Source organism: Shewanella saliphila (genome assembly GCF_014648295.1).
Classification (GTDB): Bacteria; Pseudomonadota; Gammaproteobacteria; order Enterobacterales; family Shewanellaceae; genus Shewanella; species Shewanella saliphila.
Window position 1 is genome coordinate 21,305 of the sequence record NZ_BMQV01000029.1, and the last position, 18,476, is coordinate 39,780.

The 18,476-nt window shown below is 40.0% G+C and carries 13 protein-coding genes; 6 read left to right on the forward strand and 7 right to left on the reverse strand.

The window, feature by feature from the left end; genetic code table 11:
* Positions 1–42 precede the first annotated feature (42 nt).
* From xni to IEY48_RS13515, 4 genes are all read right to left on the reverse strand, one after another.
* Positions 43–807, reverse strand: coding sequence for a flap endonuclease Xni (xni, locus tag IEY48_RS13500; RefSeq protein WP_188921168.1), 765 nt, complete (start codon positions 805–807; stop codon positions 43–45).
* A complete protein-coding gene (ppnN, locus tag IEY48_RS13505) occupies positions 807–2,165 on the reverse strand; it encodes a nucleotide 5'-monophosphate nucleosidase PpnN (protein WP_188921170.1) in 1,359 nt (452 codons plus the stop codon). The genes xni and ppnN overlap by 1 nt, the downstream gene beginning before the upstream one ends.
* 62 nt (positions 2,166–2,227) lie before the next feature.
* Positions 2,228–3,784, reverse strand: a complete 1,557-nt coding sequence (locus tag IEY48_RS13510; RefSeq protein ID WP_188921172.1) for a sensor domain-containing diguanylate cyclase — start codon at positions 3,782–3,784, stop codon at positions 2,228–2,230.
* 180 nt (positions 3,785–3,964) lie between these two features.
* Positions 3,965–6,121: a tetratricopeptide repeat protein gene (locus IEY48_RS13515; RefSeq protein ID WP_188921174.1), complete on the reverse strand. Its 2,157-nt coding sequence runs from the start codon at positions 6,119–6,121 to the stop codon at positions 3,965–3,967.
* 202 nt (positions 6,122–6,323) lie between these two features.
* Between IEY48_RS13515 and IEY48_RS13520 the strand changes: the two genes are divergently transcribed.
* A complete protein-coding gene (locus IEY48_RS13520; protein WP_188921176.1) occupies positions 6,324–8,153 on the forward strand; it encodes a M61 family metallopeptidase in 1,830 nt (609 codons plus the stop codon).
* A gap of 70 nt (positions 8,154–8,223) precedes the next feature.
* Here the strand turns inward: IEY48_RS13520 and IEY48_RS13525 are convergent, their stop codons facing one another.
* A complete protein-coding gene (locus tag IEY48_RS13525) occupies positions 8,224–8,781 on the reverse strand; it encodes a glutathione S-transferase family protein (protein WP_188921178.1) in 558 nt (185 codons plus the stop codon).
* A 9-nt stretch (positions 8,782–8,790) separates the two neighbouring features.
* Positions 8,791–9,702 carry a recombination-associated protein RdgC gene (rdgC, locus tag IEY48_RS13530; protein ID WP_188921180.1) on the reverse strand — a complete coding sequence of 304 codons (912 nt, stop codon included), beginning with the start codon at positions 9,700–9,702 and terminating at the stop codon, positions 8,791–8,793.
* Between the two features lie 324 nt (positions 9,703–10,026).
* Between rdgC and IEY48_RS13535 the strand changes: the two genes are divergently transcribed.
* From IEY48_RS13535 to IEY48_RS13555, 5 genes are all read left to right on the forward strand, one after another.
* The gene (locus IEY48_RS13535; protein ID WP_188921183.1) at positions 10,027–10,971 is read left to right on the forward strand and encodes a porin; all 945 of its coding nucleotides are present in this window, start codon (positions 10,027–10,029) and stop codon (positions 10,969–10,971) included.
* A gap of 198 nt (positions 10,972–11,169) precedes the next feature.
* Positions 11,170–11,859: a phosphate regulon transcriptional regulator PhoB gene (phoB, locus tag IEY48_RS13540; protein ID WP_188921185.1), complete on the forward strand. Its 690-nt coding sequence runs from the start codon at positions 11,170–11,172 to the stop codon at positions 11,857–11,859.
* Positions 11,860–12,027: 168 nt separating this feature from the next.
* On the forward strand, positions 12,028–13,323 hold the full coding sequence (gene phoR / locus IEY48_RS13545; RefSeq protein ID WP_188921188.1) for a phosphate regulon sensor histidine kinase PhoR: 1,296 nt from the start codon (positions 12,028–12,030) through the stop codon (positions 13,321–13,323).
* Between the two features lie 360 nt (positions 13,324–13,683).
* Positions 13,684–14,655: a PstS family phosphate ABC transporter substrate-binding protein gene (locus IEY48_RS13550; RefSeq protein WP_188921190.1), complete on the forward strand. Its 972-nt coding sequence runs from the start codon at positions 13,684–13,686 to the stop codon at positions 14,653–14,655.
* Positions 14,656–15,036: 381 nt separating this feature from the next.
* Positions 15,037–16,836, forward strand: coding sequence for a M1 family metallopeptidase (locus IEY48_RS13555; RefSeq protein WP_188921191.1), 1,800 nt, complete (start codon positions 15,037–15,039; stop codon positions 16,834–16,836).
* Between the two features lie 1,067 nt (positions 16,837–17,903).
* On the opposite strand, the gene IEY48_RS13560 is transcribed toward IEY48_RS13555, so the two are convergent.
* The gene (locus tag IEY48_RS13560) at positions 17,904–18,389 is read right to left on the reverse strand and encodes a glutathione peroxidase (RefSeq protein ID WP_188921193.1); all 486 of its coding nucleotides are present in this window, start codon (positions 18,387–18,389) and stop codon (positions 17,904–17,906) included.
* Between the last annotated feature and the right edge of the window lie 87 nt (positions 18,390–18,476).

Below are 18,476 nucleotides of genomic sequence, written 5' to 3' on the forward strand. Positions count from 1 at the left end.
ATCATTTTAGATGTGCTTTTTATGATTAGAGGGGTAATCGAGTTACTCCGCGCTCTTAACTCTAAATTGCTTTAAGTTCACATTGAGAGGAATATCGGTTTGCAGTTGAGCAAGCTTGTAGCTTATCCGCGCCATGTCTTTGCCCTCAGCAAGCTTTTGCGCCTGTTTCGCCCCTAGGTTATCAAGCGAGCGATATAAATTGGCAAGAGTTCTAAATTTATTGAGTAAGTCAGCTGCCGATTTGGGCCCAATACCGGCAATGCCTGGGATTTTATTGCCTGTGTCTCCTGCCAGCGCAATAAAATCGAGTAGTTGATATTGTTCAACTCCGAGCTTTTTTTCATATTGCTGGATATCAAACGTCTGCTGATTAAAGTGATCCCATAAGGTGAGGTTTTTAATCGGTAGTTGGCTAAACCCTTTGTCGGTAGACACGATAACCACTTCACCATTGTTGCTGATCACTTTGGTCGCAATCGTCGCAATCACATCATCTGCTTCAGATTGGGCATCAAATGAATGAATATCATGTTCAGCTAAGGTGGCTTTTATCTGTGTTAACCCATCGCTTAACGCGGCAGGCATTGGCTTGCGACCCTTTTTATAATCTTCGTACAGCACCTTGCGCCAGGATGTTTCATTACCATCCCACACCACGATAATGTGTGTGGGTTGGTGCTGCTTAAGCATTTTTTGCGACGCAGCCAGTGAACGTTGTTGCACGTTAGCTATGTCATTTTCATCAGGCAACGCCGCATGGATACGGCGAACAAGGTTTAATCCATCAATAATCAGCAGTTTATTCATTAGTTTTTTATTATGTTGTAGCAGGGCTCATAGGCACTGCCGGGTAATTTCATTCGTTGTTGTTTTACAAATGCCGTTAATAAGTTATCCATCATGCGCATTAATTCTATATCACCTTGGATATTAAAGCGCCCATGTTGTTGAATAAGTTTTATGGTGTCACTTTTTACATTACCGGCCACAATGCCTGAAAATGCTTTACGTAAGTTAGCTGCAAGTTCGGCCTTATTGTCTTGAAAGTATAAGTTCAAATTTGCCATAACTTCATGGGTTGGATCAAAGGGTAATTGAAATTCTGGCTCAATTTTAAGTGACCATTGGTATTGATAAGCGTCACCTTTGTTCTTGCGATAGTTTTTGACCTCACTCATTCCTTGTTTCATTATTTGGCCAACTTGCACAGGGTCATCAATAATGATTTGGTATTTACTCTGGGCCTCTTTACCTAACGTTGCACCGATAAAGGCATCTATTTCGGTAAAGTACTCAGCGCTTTGTGCTGGACCAGTTAATACCAATGGGAATGGGGTATTACAGTTATCTTTGTGTAATAAAATACCTAGAAAATACAGCAGTTCTTCAGCGGTACCGGCGCCACCAGGAAAAATCACAATGCCGTGGCCAAGGCGTACAAAGGCTTCAAGACGCTTTTCTATGTCGGGTAAAATCACTAATTCATTAACAATTTGATTAGGCGGCTCTGCAGCAATAATACTGGGCTCTGTTAAACCAATATATCGGGCAGTGTGTACTCGCTGTTTGGCATGGCCAATCGTCGCCCCTTTCATGGGGCCTTCCATTGCGCCAGGGCCACAACCTGTGCAAATATCAAGGCCACGTAATCCCAATTGATAACCTACATCGCGGGTGTATTGATACTCCACTGGGTTGATACTGTGCCCACCCCAACATACCACAACATTAGGGTCTTTCATGGGGGAAATGGCCTGCGCATTACGTAAAATATCGAATACCACATTGGTAATGTGGTTGGCGTTGGTGAAATCGATGTGTTTTAAATTTTCGTATTTATTGCTGATGTAAATAATGTCACGCAGCACGGCAAATAAGTGCTCTTGAATACCCACAATGATTTCACCATCGACAAAAGCTTGCATTGGTGGGTTGATTAATTCAATTTGAATGCCGCGTTCACGCTGTAAAATATTGATATTAAATGATTCATAGCGGTTAAACAGCTCTTCTGAGCTGTCACTAATTAAGCCTGAGGCGAGTACTGCGAGGGAGCAATTGCGGTATAACTGGTAGAGGTCACTTTTGGCCCCTTGTCTTAAACGTTCGACTTCTAATTGGGACAGTTGGTCTAAACTACCACGTGGACTAATTTTTACGATCATAAGCAACTCCTTTGGACTCGAATGTTTGATATCGAGTCCAAAGAAAATGAGTTTGGAATGGACTAGATATCAATAACGACTCGGTCTCTACCGTTGTTTTTTGCTTGGTATAAGGCTGCATCGGCTCGTTCGAATGCTTCTTCGAGCGTCTCATTTTCCATTACTTGAGCAGCACCTATCGATAATGTAACTGTAATCCTCTGATTTTTAAACTTAAATGGAATATTTTTGATTTTTTCTCTAACCCGGTTAAGCATCAATGAAATGTGCTCATCGGTAATGCCCGGTAAAAGTAAAACAAACTCTTCACCGCCATATCTCGCCACAAATTCACTGTCGCGCAGTGAATTTTTTAATGCCATGGCAATCACTTGTAAGGTTTTATCGCCGGTACTGTGACCAAAGTTATCATTGATTGTTTTAAAGTGGTCAATATCGGTTACCGCAATCCACAGTGGCGACTTAAAACGCATATGATTACGGTATTCTTGCTCCATTCTGTCTTCTAGCGCGGTACGATTAGCGAGTTGAGTCAATGGGTCAAGCAAGTTGAGCTTTTGGTGTTCAAACAGTTTTTCTTTGTAGCTATTGGCTTCATTGCTCATTGCGTTGAGCTCTTTACGCATAGACTCAATTGATTTACGTAAAATCGCCTGTTCACGTTGCTCTAGTGCCTCTTTACGCGATAATGCGTCACGTAAAGACGATAGCTGAACAGTTAGTTGGGTTTTAAGCTCGTTAATATTATCAACATCGGTAACCAATTCATCAGCATTGTTGACGCGTAAGTTAATCTCTTTGTTTAATTGACCTTTAAGCTGTTCACTACGCTGACTATTATTATAGGTGCTGTTGACCACATCACGCACAATGGTTAATGCATCGTTTAGGGCGAATAAAAAGTCTTGTGAAGCGGTTTTCTCACGTGCGATGTTGTCTAGCAACAGGCTGAGGATCGTTTGGTATGACTCAAGTAAAGTATCAACACTGATGTCTGAAAGTAAGACTTCTTTAAGGACTAAGATTTGATCGCGTTGATCTTTTCTAAACTCAACCTCGGCTATTTTAGCGGCCAATTCTTTAGCGAGTTGTATGTGCTGTGGCAATATGTCGTAGTCGTCAGCGCCTGCGAATTCTTGTTTTAAAATCTCTTCGTAAAATGAAACTAGCTTTTCTACTTTGGGAATGTATTCCCATACGGTATGAAATGGCTTATTAAGCTCTTGCTTAAAGTAGGTGATTTCTTTTTTTAGTTTGTCTGGTACAGCGTTAACCCGCTGGATTTGACGGATCACTCGAGACAACCCTACACGGCTATCCTCTAAGCGCGACATGGTGTGGCTGTATTGTGATTTTAACAGGCGCTCAATATCGACCAATTCTGGTAATGCTTCATCGACTTGCTCGAAACTTTGCATATGATGACGCAATTTAGCCAGTTTATTGTCGAGCTCCAAGTTTTGTCCTTTACAGGCAAGACTAAGGTGACTGATAAACTGGATCAGCGTTTTTAGTTTGTCATTACGATCTGTGTTGATGTCTTCAAGCGCGAGTTTGGCCGCATGAAGTTTTTGTTTCATCAACGATATTTGTGAAATCGTAGTCTCAGACTCTTTCATTATTGCATTGCCTACTCATGATTCGCTTGCGATTTGCAAGCCATTGCCACAATCCTAGTGCTAAAGCAGGATCTCTATTGGGTATATATTATAGCGATAATATCCCAATAATGTTGTGCAACAAATCTAATAGTCGAGAAATAATAATAATTTACATATAAGTGCTACTTTATTAAACAATTAACATTTGGGCCAATTGATGTCTAAACTGTTGCGATTACTTTCGGCGCGAATAATCCCTCGATTCAACGCTTGAGTTAAGTTCAGGTAAAGTGGCGGCATAAAAATAGCGGCTGGAGCAAAATTAAGTGGTCTTAATGACACATAAGCAGGTTTTTCAGTAATATCCATTGCTGCCGCTAATGCATATTGTAATGTTTCGAAATGTAACTCTGCACTAATATTAACATCCGGATTACCTAATAAAGGGAGGTTAATATGGCCAATGCTGGCTTGATGTATATTTTGTAACTGTGCAAAATTAGGGATGTTGCTTTTTACGTCTTTCAATTGTTCAAGACAAGTTAACAATGCCTCATATATAAAGTCGGCATCGTGTTGTTGATTAAAATAACAGGCAAACACACCTGATCGTATTACAAAAACATCGGTGCCTAAGTGTTGGCTTAGTTGTTTCATAAACGAATGTATTAATGTCACTGACTCAGTTAGTCCCAACTGCATATCAATATTATTTAATTCGTTAATATTGATTAGAGCCAAGGTTTTTGGTTCAGATTGTTCCATGGTTGCCAGCGTTTCGATAAACGCCCGATAGCCAGGTGATTGTGATAAAGGCTCAAGATGATTAATGATTTGCGAGGCTTGATGTTGTTTGGTTTTGTGTTTCAAGTTTCGATATAAAAAGACCACTGTGATTAAGGCTACACCAATTAAAATCAATAATGACATAATGATCAATTGATTGCGTTTGTTTTTAGCCGATTGCAGTGCTAACTTATTGTTAAGTAATGTCAATTCGAATTTTAGTTTTTGTTCTGTTAATTCTGAGCGGCCATTGTTGGCTTGCTTTTTGTCTTCAACCGATTGAGTTAACGCGATAATGGTTTCAACACTATCGATTGCCGCGTTAAGATCATTAATGCCCCGATAAGCTTTTGATAAATAACCTAAAGCTTCGATTTGAACATCAATCAATTTTTTTTGTTTAGCTAACTCAATGGCTTTATTGGCATGGTCGATGGTTTCTGGCCATAATTGTTGATCGGCACTCACTTGAGCAAACAGTAATTCATTATGGACCAAGTAATGATTGGTTTTATGAGCTCTAAAAATATCATTGGCCTGCTTTAAGGCACTGATTGCTGCAGGGTAATTTTTGAGTTTTGAATAGACTTCACCTACATTATGAAAATTGAGGCCCACGGCAATGTTGTTACCTACACGCTCATTTACTTGCTGTGAATTTAAGTAGTAATCAATTGCTTTGCTCCATTTTTCTTGAGCGGCATAAATCATCGCAATGACATTTAACGTTTCTGCTAGATAGCTTTCATTACCTAGTTTTTGCAATATTTCAGCGGCGTCATGGGCATATTTTAATGCGTCATCCCACTGTTCTAAATCGCGATAGGTTCTTGCTAAATTGATTGATGTTTGTGATTTTAATGAAAGGTAATTAAGGCCATTGGCTAAACGAAATGCTTCGGTGAAATGTAACAACGATTTGCTCATGTCACCGCTACGATTATAATATTTACCTAATGCGGCTTCCGATTCTGCGATAAAATAATCGTTGTGAAGTTGATAAGCAATTTCACGGTATTGATTTAAATGCGACAACGCCGGCGCGGGTTGCAATAACATCATTTGCAGACTGGCCAGGTGTTCATGCAGGGTGTATTTAAATAAGATTGCTTCAAGGCTTACGTCTGAGTTTATTTTATTAAAAGCCTCCATGTATTCAGCCACGACTGATTGGTATTGCTTGTCTCTTCTGGCTTTCAGTCTTGCTTTGAGCATAATCACCATTGCTTGCTCAAAGGCTGTAGAATCAATTGAATCAAGTTGTTTTATCAAGAGTTCGGCATCTTCATATTTGCTAGAAGATTGCAAATTGGCTTCTAAATTCAAGCGAGCTAACACTTCTAAATTACGGTGTAATTCATCAGGTTTATACCCTAAATCATCTGCGACTTTGGCAAATTCTTGTGGGGTAGTAAACGATAATGGAAATTCTGTTATCTTGGCAATTTTGGCGTATAGCTTAGTTGGATTTTCTCTAAAGTCGATTTCTTGTTGTTCAAGATCTTTAGCTATCACGACTTGGCAAAAAATGAATGGCAATAACAAAAACACAATAGCAAGTCGTAGCATAGCCGCAAAAATCCTTAATATAGTTCATAAAAGTAGCCCTATTGATATGGGTAAAAGTGTGTGAAATCAATAAGTGTTTAACCATGTATTGGCACTTTTTGTAATCAATCGTAAATGGCCACTTTGTAAATTAGCGTAGATTGTTATAATTGTTCGGAATTTAAAATAAAAACAAATAGAATCATACCAGAAGGAACTTAGAGTGAAACCCACTTCTCTAGCTATTTTAACCTCAAGCGCGCTTTTTTCGATGTGTTTATCTGACCCTTCATTTGCTGACGTTGATTACCATATCGATATTAATCAACCTGTGCACCATTTAGCGCAAGTTAGCGTGTCTTTTCCTAGTACCACGTCTTCGCAATTGACCGTCAATTTACCCGTGTGGCGTACGGGGCGTTATCAGGTTTTACCGATTGCTGATGGGGTAAGATTATTTAGCGCAGCAGACCGTAACGGAAACGCTTTACCTTGGACTCGCACCGCCAGTGGTGAATGGACTATTGATTTAGCTAAACCTACAGCAGTAACCATAACCTATCAATTACATGCCAATGAACTTGCTGACCGCTTACGTCATATCGATGACAGCCATGCCTACTTAGATGCCAGTGGCGTTTTTATGTATAGCCCTGAATTTCGTCTACAACCTGTCAATGTTGATTTAAGCGTACCTACAGGTTGGCAAAGTTTTTCTGGAATGGACAAAGGTGCTACAGCCCATTCATTTAAAGCGGCTAACTATGATGTATTAGTAGATTCGCCAATTGAAACTGGTATTAATCAACATTTCAATTTTGAGGCCAATGGCCGCGATTATGATGTGGTTTTCTGGGGGGAGGGCAATTATGACACCCAGCAAATTTTAACGGATTTAGCTAAAATCAGTGGTCAAGCGTCGATGATTTGGGACGATTATCCGTTTGAACGTTACGTTTATATGGTGCATGCCACAAATGGTGCTCGCGGCGCGACTGAGCACCTTAATTCTACGGTTATTCAGTTACCGCGCTTTAATTTTCGTGAACGTGAAGATTATTTACGCTTTATTAGTACGGCATCTCATGAGTTTATCCATACCTGGAATGTCAAAGCCTATCGTCCAGAAGGGCTAGTACCGTATGACTATCAAAACGAAAATATGAGTGAGCTATTGTGGGTTGCAGAAGGTTCAACCAGTTATTTTCAAAACCAATTACTGCTCCGTGCTGGCGTTATCACAGCCAAAGAGTTCTTCAAAGATTTAAGTCAGAGAGTGGTGTTAAATCAACAAAATCCTGGGCGTGATACTCAATCTGTTGCAGAGGCCAGTTTAGGGCAATGGAGTAGCACCTGGGGGGATTATGCGGTAAACCACAGCGTTAATATTTATTCAGAAGGCTATTTAGCCTCAATGGCATTGGATTTTAGTGTGTTGCAAGACAGTGATTTAGCGCATTCATATCGCGATGTACATAAAGCGTTATATCAGAATTTTAAAATTCCGATGGGTTATAACGTTGAAGATGTACAAAATATTTTAACAACACTTACTGGTAAAGATTATCAACCCTGGTGGCAAGAGTTTGTTAACCAACCTTTTAGCTTAGACTTCGACCAACTGTTATCTCAAGCGGGTTTAATCACAACCTATGGCGATAAGCCAAAATCCAAAGTGGATACAGGCATGAGCTTATCTGGATTACATAACGACTTAATACTGGCAACAGTGGCTAAAAATGGCCCAGCTTGGCAAGCTGGATTAAGTGCGGGAGATGAGCTCGTTGCAGTAAATGGATTGAAAGTTACGGCAGACGGATTTACGAAACGTTTTGATGATTTTAACCCTGGCGATAAGGTTAAATTAACCGTATTTAGCAATGACAGGTTAAAGGAGGTCAATATTTTATTGGCTGAGCAACCAAAGGGTACATTGTCGATTACCGCTGTTGAGCAACCCAGTGTAGCGCAAAAAGCCTTTTTTAAAGCTTGGCTTGGTATTGATTGGCCGTTTGATGCCGAAGGTAAGTGGATTAAGAGTGATGAAGCTTAGTTAGCTTAGTGTTCATAATAAAAAGCCCTGTTATTTCAGGGCTTTTTTAATTGCTCAAGATTTAGTTTGATTAAACTGGCGGGGCAGTTTCACTAAAAAATGGTTCTCGCTCAATGGCCGCTAAAAACAGTTTCAATCTTGGGTAGCTGTCGATATTGATCCGTTGTCGATATACGGCCCAACTTAAATAACAGCCTAAGCGTATTTGAACATCATCATAAGGACCATGAAGTGGTAGTTTGAGCTGTTCTAATGCGACTAGAATCGACCCAATTCGCTGCGACTGTCTGAGCGTATATTCATAGCGTTCGATGTCGACCCCATCTAGTGCTAAGAAAAACAAGTTGATTGTGCTATCGAGTGCAGTGTTCACCAAGCAATACTGGTCGAGTTCAACCGCGCTTTCAATAAAAGGCTTGTCAGACTTCTGGCGAATATAACGCAATATGGCACTAGAATCGTTCAGTGTTAACTCACCATCTTGTAAAAATGGCACCCGTTTTGTTGGCGATTTTGTGGCGCTGGCAGCTTGATCTGTTTCGATAAATTCATAATCGAGGGTTGATTCAAGTAATGCAATGCGGCAATGGCGCACAAATGGCGAAGTATAACTACCGTATAGCTTCATATGATGTCCTTATACACTTTGTTCAAGTGGACCAAAAGCTTGATTAAGCGCATTAATAAACGCAACTAGCTCGCTGCCCATTAAGGCAAAGTCAGCATCTAATCGTGCGAGAGGATCTTCGGTACCCACCTCATCATTACCTGCTCTAAACTCTTCTGAAAACTTAATCCGTTTAACGCTGGCGTCAGATTGCATCACAAATGCAATAGATTGAGCAAAATGTAAGGCTAATTTATGCACTTGTTTGCCCGTAGCAATATGAGCTAGCACTTCATCTTCCTGGAGCACTTGCTGTTTAAAGCGCACGATACCGCCTTCATCAGATTCAGATTTCAGTTCTGCTTCATCTTGCATTTCAAACGGAGCTGGCGCTTCGCCTGCTTGCAACCATTGCGTTAAAGTCGATTCGATTGGGGTTGCATAGCTTAATGGGATTACCGGTAAACTGCCGATGGCTTTACGTAATAAGGCTAATAACTCTTCTGCTTTGGTTGCACTTGAGCTGTCAACTAAGATCATCTCCAGTTCAGGCATAATCAATGCGTGAGTTTGGCTGCGGCGTGAAAATGCACGTGGCAACAAGGTGGTGGTGATCTCGTCTTTAATGTTGTCTTTTTCTTTTTTGGTGACTTTACGGCTTTCTTGATCTTCTATTTCAGCCACTTTTTCATCTAATGCCTCTTTAATGACTTGGCTTGGTAGAATCTTTTCTTCTTTGGTAACACAAATCAAATGGCGATTTTCAGCGCTATGAACTAATGCCTGACCTTTTTTGCCTAGGGCATTTGAAAAGCCAAACTTACTGATGTCTTGGCTTGAGCAAGGGGAGAAGGTGAAGTCAGCTAAGGCCGTTTCTAATGTTTCGGTGTCGGTGGTAAACGGTTTATTGAAACGGTACAGGGTGAGATTTTTAAACCACATAGAAGGCTCTCATTAATTATCAGGAAAATTCAGTTACCGCAGTTTACGGGATAGATGCTAAGCGGTAAACCTACAAAAAACACCTATCAACATCTTGATAAAAACCACTCACTGCAGAATTCATCAAACTGTCACATTTGGTTTTTGTCGCATCAAACCGCTATTGCAGCTGTATTTCAAGCAATGTTAATCACTTGTATCAAGCAAATATCAGCAAATCGTTAATTAATGAAATATTTCTGAAACATTCGCAAGGCAGAATTCCGCTCGTTCCGATACAACACTCCGTAATAACCATGACGATTAATACGTCAAAAGGATGAAATGATGAATGCTTTTTGTAAAACTCTTTTAGCCTCTGCAATGGCAGCAACGCTTGCTTCAAGTGCTTATGCGGCAGAACCCTTAAAGGTTTATGGCAAATTAAATGTTACTGCGCAGTCTAATGATGTTTCAGGTGAAACTGAAACGACTATTGAAAGTAATGCATCACGTTTTGGTGTCACTGGTGAGTTCGAATTAAGCACGTCTTTAGAGGCTTTTTACACTATCGAGTATGAGGTTAATACTGGTGATGAGGACAAAGAAAACTTCCTCGCTCGTAATCAATTTGTGGGGTTAAAAGGTGATTTTGGTGCGGTTTCTGTGGGTCGCAACGATACCATGCTTAAAGTCTCTCAAGGTAAAGTTGATCAATTTAATGATCTATCTGGCGATTTGAAAACCATGTTTAAAGGCGATAACCGCATGGCACAAACCGCAACTTACTACACACCTGAGTTTGGTGATTTTCAAGCGGGTGTGACCTATGTTGCTTCAGGCGATTCAGACCAAGTTGTTGGAGATAACAGCTCAGGTGAAGACGGTGTAAGTATGGCTGTTATGTATGGAGATGCTGGACTTAAAACGTCTTCAATCTATGCCGCAATTGCCTATGATTCAAAAGTAAAAGGTTACGATACTGCTCGTGCGACTGTGCAAGGTAAAGTAGCAGGGTTAGTGCTTGGGGCGATGTACCAACAACAAGAAGCACTCGATAGTGGCATAAAAGATGATGGCTTCTTATTAAGCACGGCTTATGGCATCAATAATGTCACCTTAAAAGCTCAGTACTTAGACATGGAAAACAAAGGTGATTCATGGTCTGTGGGTGCAGATTACAAACTCGGTAAACCAACGAAGTTATTTGCTTTTTACACTGAAAACACCTTTGATTCAAATGACCAAGATGATGCTTATGTTGGGATCGGTATCGAACATAAATTCTAAGATTTGCTTATTTAATTGCGTCAATTCATGACATGTTTAAAAAAGGGCTTTGGCCCTTTTTTTGTTACACGGTTTTAACAGCAATTAAGTTTTTATGACAAAAACTGTTTTTTACTGCCAATATTAGCGTTGAGATCATGAAAGTGTAATAAAAGTGTCTAATAATACCCTTGTGGCAAATTAATGTAGAAACTCAAAATGACAGCTAGGATTTTAATAGTAGAAGATGAATCAGCAATTCGTGAGATGCTGACATTTGTGATGGATCAACATGGTTTTACGACAGCTGCAGCTGAAGATTTCGATTCAGCTATTGAGTTGCTTCAAGAACCGTACCCAGATTTAATTTTACTGGATTGGATGTTCCCTGGTGGCAGTGGTATCCAATTGGCAAAACGTTTAAAGCAAGACGAGTTTACCCGTCAAATCCCCATCATTATGCTTACTGCGCGTGGTGAAGAAGAAGATAAAGTTAAAGGCCTAGAAGTGGGTGCTGATGACTATATTACTAAACCTTTTTCGCCTAAAGAATTAGTGGCAAGGATAAAAGCTGTGTTGCGCAGAAGCGCACCCACACGCTTAGAAGAAACCATTGATGTGCAAGGACTGCAGCTTGATCCCGTCAGTCATAGAGTGACGGTGGGCGAGGCGGTACTTGATATGGGGCCGACTGAGTTTAGATTATTGCACTTTTTTATGACTCACCCAGAGCGTGTGTATAGCCGTGAGCAGTTACTCGATAATGTTTGGGGCACCAACGTCTATGTGGAAGATCGCACTGTTGATGTGCACATTAGGCGTTTACGCAAAGCGGTAGAACAAGGTGGGCACGATAAGTTAATTCAAACTGTTCGTGGTGCTGGTTACCGTTTTTCAACCAGAATGTAATGCGTTTTGGCAACCATGAAGCTCTGTTTGTATAAACAGAGCTTTGCTCTTGTTTGTTGCCTAGCCACAATAGTTAAATTAGGCTATCTTGTGGTTCCTCGTTACTCCTAATAATCAGTAACGACACTTAAGGTGTTGGCTGCGTTACTTTTCGCAATTAGGTTGCTTATGCTTAACTCGTATTCTGGATTCCGGTTATTTTTTCGTTTAGCACTGTTACTGACTTTATTTCTGTGCGTGGGTGCTTTAGTAGGCCATATTGCCATCGTCACTTTATTGGGGACCATTGGTTTACTTGCTTGGCATTATCGTCAAATTACCCGGCTAAACTTTTGGTTATGGAAAGACAAAAAGTTAACGCCGCCTCAAGGTCAGGGCAGTTGGGAAGGCGTATTTAATGGTATTTATCGTTTACAAGGTAAAAACCGCCGTCGCGTAGGGCAATTAGCGACGTTACTTGCGCGTTTTCGTCAAGGTGCAGAGGCGTTGCCTGATGCTGCTGTGGTGCTCGATGCTGAACTTAACATTTTGTGGTGTAACAAACTGGCTCAATTAATTTTAGGGTTTGTGTGGCCGCAAGATAGTGGGCAGCGAATTGATAACCTTATTCGACACCCTGACTTTTCTGATTATCTTAAAAGAGCAGATTTTAAAGAACCGCTTGAAATGCCGTCTCCTGTTTCAGATAAACGCTTACTCGAAATTCGTTTGATGATTTATGGTGATAGGCAATTGTTATTGATTGCCCGTGATATTACTCGTATCCATCAATTAGAGGGGATGCGCAAAGATTTTGTTGCTAACGTATCGCATGAACTTAAAACACCTTTAACCGTGTTACAAGGTTATTTAGAGATTATGCAAAGCATGGAGGAAGACGACTCCCCAAATCAAAAGCCGTTGTCGTTAATGCAGCAGCAAACCCTAAGAATGCAATCGATGGTAGAGCAACTATTAGCCTTGTCGCGGATTGAAGATGCCGTTGATGTTGATTTATCGAAAACCGTCAACATGAAGTTGATGATGGACATATTAAAAGAAGAAGCTAAAGCACTTGCAGGTGATGAATATACTTTAGTGTTTAATTGTGAAGCGGGATTAAACACTCATGGTAATGAAGTACAACTAAGAAGTGCATGTTCTAATTTAATCTCCAATGCACTGCGTTACACCGCTCCAGGTGGGGTGATTACGGTGACGTGGCGTAGCGTTGCGACCGGAGGGTTATTTTCAGTTAAAGATACCGGTGTCGGCATAGCGCCGCAGCATATTAACCGATTAACTGAGCGTTTTTATCGAGTTGACGATGCGCGGTCAAGTAAAACCGGTGGTACAGGATTAGGATTGGCGATTGCTAAGCATGCGCTAAGTCATCATCACAGTGAGCTTAATGTGACCAGTGAGTATGGCAAGGGCAGTACTTTTAGTTTTATTATTCCGCTCCACTTGCTTGATAGGCAATAGCGATATCTAAAAAGCAGCTTGGCTGCTTTTTTTATTTCTGCGTTATTTCAAGTAAGTTTAATTTTGTTCCAAGATAGGCATACCTTGAATTGGTATAAGATATTTACTGTCATAAAACACGTCCTATTTTAGTCATTTCCGAGATAAATCGTGCCTACGGGATAAAGTTTAGGCTCAAAGGTGTAATGTATTTTATTTAAGCTGTTGATTAGTAAGGGTTGTAGTGTGTTACTTACCCATAAGACAGTTTTATTACCTGTGTCATATAACTGTCATGTCTGCGTCATAGACTTGTCATCAATGAGGTCGATACTGACTACGTTTTAAAAACATTAGTAAGCATAATACTGGAGCAATACAATGAAACTGAAAAAACTTGTCGGCGCGATTACCCTAACAGCCGCTGGTGTATTCTCAGCAGCATCTATGGCTGCTATTGACCAAACTTTACCAGTGTACGAAAAAACAAGTGGTGTTTCTGGTAACTTGTCTTCTGTTGGTTCAGACACTTTAGCAAACATGATGACGTTATGGGCTGAAGAGTTTAAGCACATCTATCCAAACGTGAACATCCAAATTCAAGCAGCTGGTTCTTCAACTGCGCCTCCAGCACTTACTGAAGGTACTTCTCAGTTTGGCCCAATGAGCCGCAAAATGAAGCCTAACGAAATTGAAGCATTTGAAAAGCATTATGGCTACAAGCCAACAGCTGTTCGTGTGGCAATCGATGCTTTAGCTGTTTTTGTTCATAAAGATAACCCTATCGATGGCTTAAGCCTTGAACAAGTTGACGGTATTTTCTCTTCTACACTTAAGTGTGGCGGTGATGATGTTTCACGTTGGAGTGATGTTGGTTTAGACGGTAACTGGAGTGCAAAAGATGTTCAGTTATACGGTCGTAACTCAGTTTCTGGTACTTATGGATACTTTAAGAAAGTAGCCCTTTGTAAAGGTGATTTCCGCTCTAACGTTAACGAGCAACCTGGTTCAGCTTCTGTTGTTCAGTCTGTATCACAATCTTTAAATGCGATTGGTTACTCAGGTATTGGTTACAAAACTGCTGGTGTGAAAGCGGTAGCTATCTCTAAGAAAGGTGATAAGTTTATTGAAGCAAACGCTGAAAATGCTGCTAACGGTACTTACCCATTATCACGTTACCTCTATGTTTACGTGAACAAGCACCCAAATAAAGATCTAGCGCCTATGGATCGTGAGTTTTTACGTTACATTCTTTCTCAGCAAGGTCAGCAGGTTGTGTTAAAAGATGGTTATGTTTCACTACCAACGACAGTGGTAAAAAAAGATTTAGAAAAGTTAGGTGTTAAGCTTTAACATCTAGCTATTCAAATTAAAAAGGCCTCTTTTGAGGCCTTTTTTGTGTCTGTTTTATATCGAAAAAAGACAAAAAAAAGCAACCTAACATTGAGGTTGCTGCTATTGCTAAGGGCAATACTGTTGATAGATTATCTTTACTATCCAATAGGAGAATGATGATGAACAAAAAAACGCTACTAGCTACAAAAAATAAGTAATGCAAATTCGGTTCATATATTCAGACTAGGGTATTTGAATTAAGTTCAACATTATTTAAAAAAATATCAGTTATTTTTAAATAAATTTCTTTAGCGTGCTATTTTTGCTCTGTGAATATCATGTTTTATTATACGATGATGTTGAAAAAGACTAATTTATTCAGAATTTTAAGAGGTGTATGTGGCAATTCCGTGGGATGTAAATCAAGATTATCATTCGAGCGCTAACACTGACTCATTATGTGTGCATCATCTAGATATTCGGTTACAAGTTGATTTTGACTCTCAACAATTAACCGGAAAAGTGAGCTTGTCTTTCACTCGTAAGCAGAAGCAATCGACATTGATACTTGATTGCCGTGACTTGCTCATTGATAGCATTACTGATCTTGAAGGCCAGTTACTGACATACCAGTGTCGCGAAGTTAATACTATTGTTGGGCAGCAATATCTTATTGAGGTTGGGCTAACAATCACTGAAGTAGTGGTTCATTATCGTACGTCCTCTTCAGCGCAGGGATTGCAGTGGTTAACTCCAGAGCAAACCTTAGGGAAGCAATACCCTTATTTATTTAGTCAATCTCAGCCAATTAATGCCCGCAGTTGGTTACCGCTACAAGACACCCCAAAAGCGCGAATTACCTTTAATGCTACTGTCAATGTACCAAAAGGCTTTCGTGCAGTAATGAGTGCCACTAACAATCCGCAAATGCCTGATGATGGGGTATTTTCGTTTTGTATGGACAAACCTATCCCAACTCATTTACTTGCGATAGCTGTGGGCGATTTAGCTTTTAAGGCTACAGGCCCAAGAAGTGGTATTTATACCGAACCCGCCTTACTTGATGCCGCAGCGCGTGAGTTTGAAGATACTGAAGCAATGATCCAAGTAGCAGAATCTTTACTTGGACCCTACGCGTGGGGGCGATATGACATGATTGTGTTGCCACCCAGTTTTCCGTTTGGCGGCATGGAGAACCCCATGCTAGCGTTTATGACACCCACGTTAATCGCAGGGGATAAAAGTTTAGTGTCGACGGTGGCACACGAACTTGCACACTCCTGGACAGGTAATCTTGTCAGTAATGCCACTTGGCGAGATTTATGGCTAAACGAAGGATTTACCACTTATTTTACCAATCGAATTGTTGAAGCGGTTTATGGTAAAGAACAGGCTGAATTAGAGTGGGTGATTGAATATGGCCGGCTTGTTGAAGAAATGCAGTCAATGCCTCTTGCTGAGCAAACGTTACCCGCTAATGTGCAAGATCGCGATCCAAACTTAGCCTTTAATCGTTTCACTTACGACAAAGCTTCTATGTTTGTCCATGAACTTGAAAGTCGGTTAGGGCGAGCAGCCTTTGATCTATTTTTGCGCCAATATGTTGAACACTTTGCATTTAGCGCCATTACAACCGAGTCATTTGTGGAATATGCTCAGCAAACATTGTTAGTCACACATGGTGATAAACTCAGTTTAAATGTGCTTAATGAATGGATTTATGGACAAGGATTACCTGATTGGTTTGTGGCTCCAACCTCCACCAGTTTCGATAAAGTGAATGCTGCCTTGGCGGCATTTATTGGAGGCGCTCCTGCGCATACCTTAGCGGTTGCGCAATGGCGAGTACATCATTGGCAATACTTTTTAATTAAGCTTCCTTTGGTTGTCAGTCAATCGATGTTGCTAGACTTAGATGAGGCATTTCAATTAACGGGTCATCAAAATGCTGACATTGCATGTGATTGGTACCGGGTGGCTATCCGCAATCATTTTGATCCGGTTTTACCAGAGTTATCAATATATTTATGCAAAATCGGCCGAGGGAAATTTGTTAGACCATTGTTTACTGAGTTACAAGTTGCAGGATATAAGCAAGAGCTTGTCACGATTTACAATCAAGCCCGTCTTGGTTATCACCCATCATTACAAGTGCAATTAGATGCATTGTTGCGGGTTGATATTGGGTTGATAGGATAAAAACGAGATAAAAAAATGGCAGCCTATTGGCTGCCAAAATAACTCTTTACGGGTTGTCATCAACAGTGCGCTAGCGTGTTAATACTTCCCAATGGGGATGATGAACAATAAACATTAAAAACAATAGCCGTAACTCAATCCTAACCTTAGTTGAGGTGAACCGTTGAGTTGCATAAAATTAAACTACGGGGGAGAAGCTTACTTTTACTAACTCGCACTCACATCAACTGAATATAATCCGTTACACATTAAGCGTTACATATATTCAGACTGGGCTTTATTGGAAAAGTTCACTGCTGTGATTAAAATTTTTTAAATGATTAAAAAAAGCGTTCTTTTTGCCCTGAATTTAGTCAATGAATGACGTTTGATTTGCTTTTTTTGCCTTACATTTTTGTGACTTAGCAACGTTATATGATGATTAGATTAAATGTTTGTCGTGATTATCTGCAGGTTTTTAGTGTTGATGAGTCATTTTTTGATGAAAAAAAAGCAAAAAAAAGGGCAACCTAATTAGGTTGCCTAAGTCGTTCTTTGCGGGATGTGATTAACAGTGCGCTAGCGTGTTAACACTCCCAAATAGGGATGATGATGAACAATGAATCTAAAACTGTGTAACAAGACAAAAAGATGGAGATGATATCTTTGTGTCTACAGGTGAATAACGTTGGATGAAAACGTTACAATCAGCTGTGTCTTTCATGCTACATAAATTAAGACTCAGGTTTTTTTTAAAAGTTCACGCAAATTGAAAATTTTTTTAAAAAACGTAATCGTGTGGAATCGCAATGAACTTTTAGGCATAAAAAAAGGCAACCAACTGATTGCCTATCGATCGACTTAGCGATCAAGGGGACCGCGCTAGAAGTCCCAGGGAGATGATGAACAATAAAAGTAATTTCACTGTTATATATTTTGAGTGTTGTTACGTAAAAAAGTTCAATGTTTAAGAGCTTTTTATGCATTTAATTGAAATTAATTTTTTATTCCTATTAAATTAATAGCTTATTTTTTCATGTTTTCAAGCTTGCTGCATACCTTTACAAGCGTAAACCTAAGTCTAAAGGCTAGCCAAGCAGCTTTTCTATGGTAGTCCTCAACTCTTCAGGTTTGGTTGTTGGTGCATATCGCTCAATAACATGGCCTTGCTTATCAACTAAAAATTTAGTGAAGTTCCATTTAATCGATTCGCTGCCTAATAACCCTTTTGCTGATTGCTTAAGGTGTTGGTATAGAGGATGACTATTGGCACCATTCACTTCAATTTTGCTAAACAGTGGGAAGGTCACACCGAAGTTAAGTTCACAAAATTGACTAATTTCAGCGTCATCACCTTGTTCTTGCTTACCGAACTGATTGCACGGAAAGCCTAAAATGACCAAGCCTCGGTCTTTGTATTGTTGGTAAAGAGACTCTAGTGCCTGATATTGCGGGGTAAATCCGCACTTACTGGCAGTGTTAACAATCAACAAGACCTTATCTTTGAACGTTTCCATGGCAACGTCATTGCCTTTAATATTTTTTACTGTGATTGGATAAATAGCATTGCTCATCAACGAACTCCTTAGTGTAAAATATTGACTATAATATAGATCTTAATAGTTAGCAATTAAGTTGCGTGCAATTTAATTTATCTATTT

What these genes read in the sequence shown, in the direction of transcription:
- xni (WP_188921168.1), bottom strand. Translation starts at nt 807, where the DNA reads ATGAATAAACTGCTGATTATTGATGGATTAAACCTTGTTCGCCGTATC.
- ppnN (WP_188921170.1), bottom strand. Translation starts at nt 2,165, where the DNA reads ATGATCGTAAAAATTAGTCCACGTGGTAGTTTAGACCAACTGTCCCAA.
- IEY48_RS13510 (WP_188921172.1), bottom strand. Translation starts at nt 3,784, where the DNA reads ATGAAAGAGTCTGAGACTACGATTTCACAAATATCGTTGATGAAACAA.
- IEY48_RS13515 (WP_188921174.1), bottom strand. Translation starts at nt 6,121, where the DNA reads ATGCTACGACTTGCTATTGTGTTTTTGTTATTGCCATTCATTTTTTGC.
- IEY48_RS13525 (WP_188921178.1), bottom strand. Translation starts at nt 8,781, where the DNA reads ATGAAGCTATACGGTAGTTATACTTCGCCATTTGTGCGCCATTGCCGC.
- rdgC (WP_188921180.1), bottom strand. Translation starts at nt 9,702, where the DNA reads ATGTGGTTTAAAAATCTCACCCTGTACCGTTTCAATAAACCGTTTACC.
- IEY48_RS13535 (WP_188921183.1), top strand. Translation starts at nt 10,027, where the DNA reads ATGATGAATGCTTTTTGTAAAACTCTTTTAGCCTCTGCAATGGCAGCA.
- phoB (WP_188921185.1), top strand. Translation starts at nt 11,170, where the DNA reads ATGACAGCTAGGATTTTAATAGTAGAAGATGAATCAGCAATTCGTGAG.
- phoR (WP_188921188.1), top strand. Translation starts at nt 12,028, where the DNA reads ATGCTTAACTCGTATTCTGGATTCCGGTTATTTTTTCGTTTAGCACTG.
- IEY48_RS13550 (WP_188921190.1), top strand. Translation starts at nt 13,684, where the DNA reads ATGAAACTGAAAAAACTTGTCGGCGCGATTACCCTAACAGCCGCTGGT.
- IEY48_RS13560 (WP_188921193.1), bottom strand. Translation starts at nt 18,389, where the DNA reads ATGAGCAATGCTATTTATCCAATCACAGTAAAAAATATTAAAGGCAAT.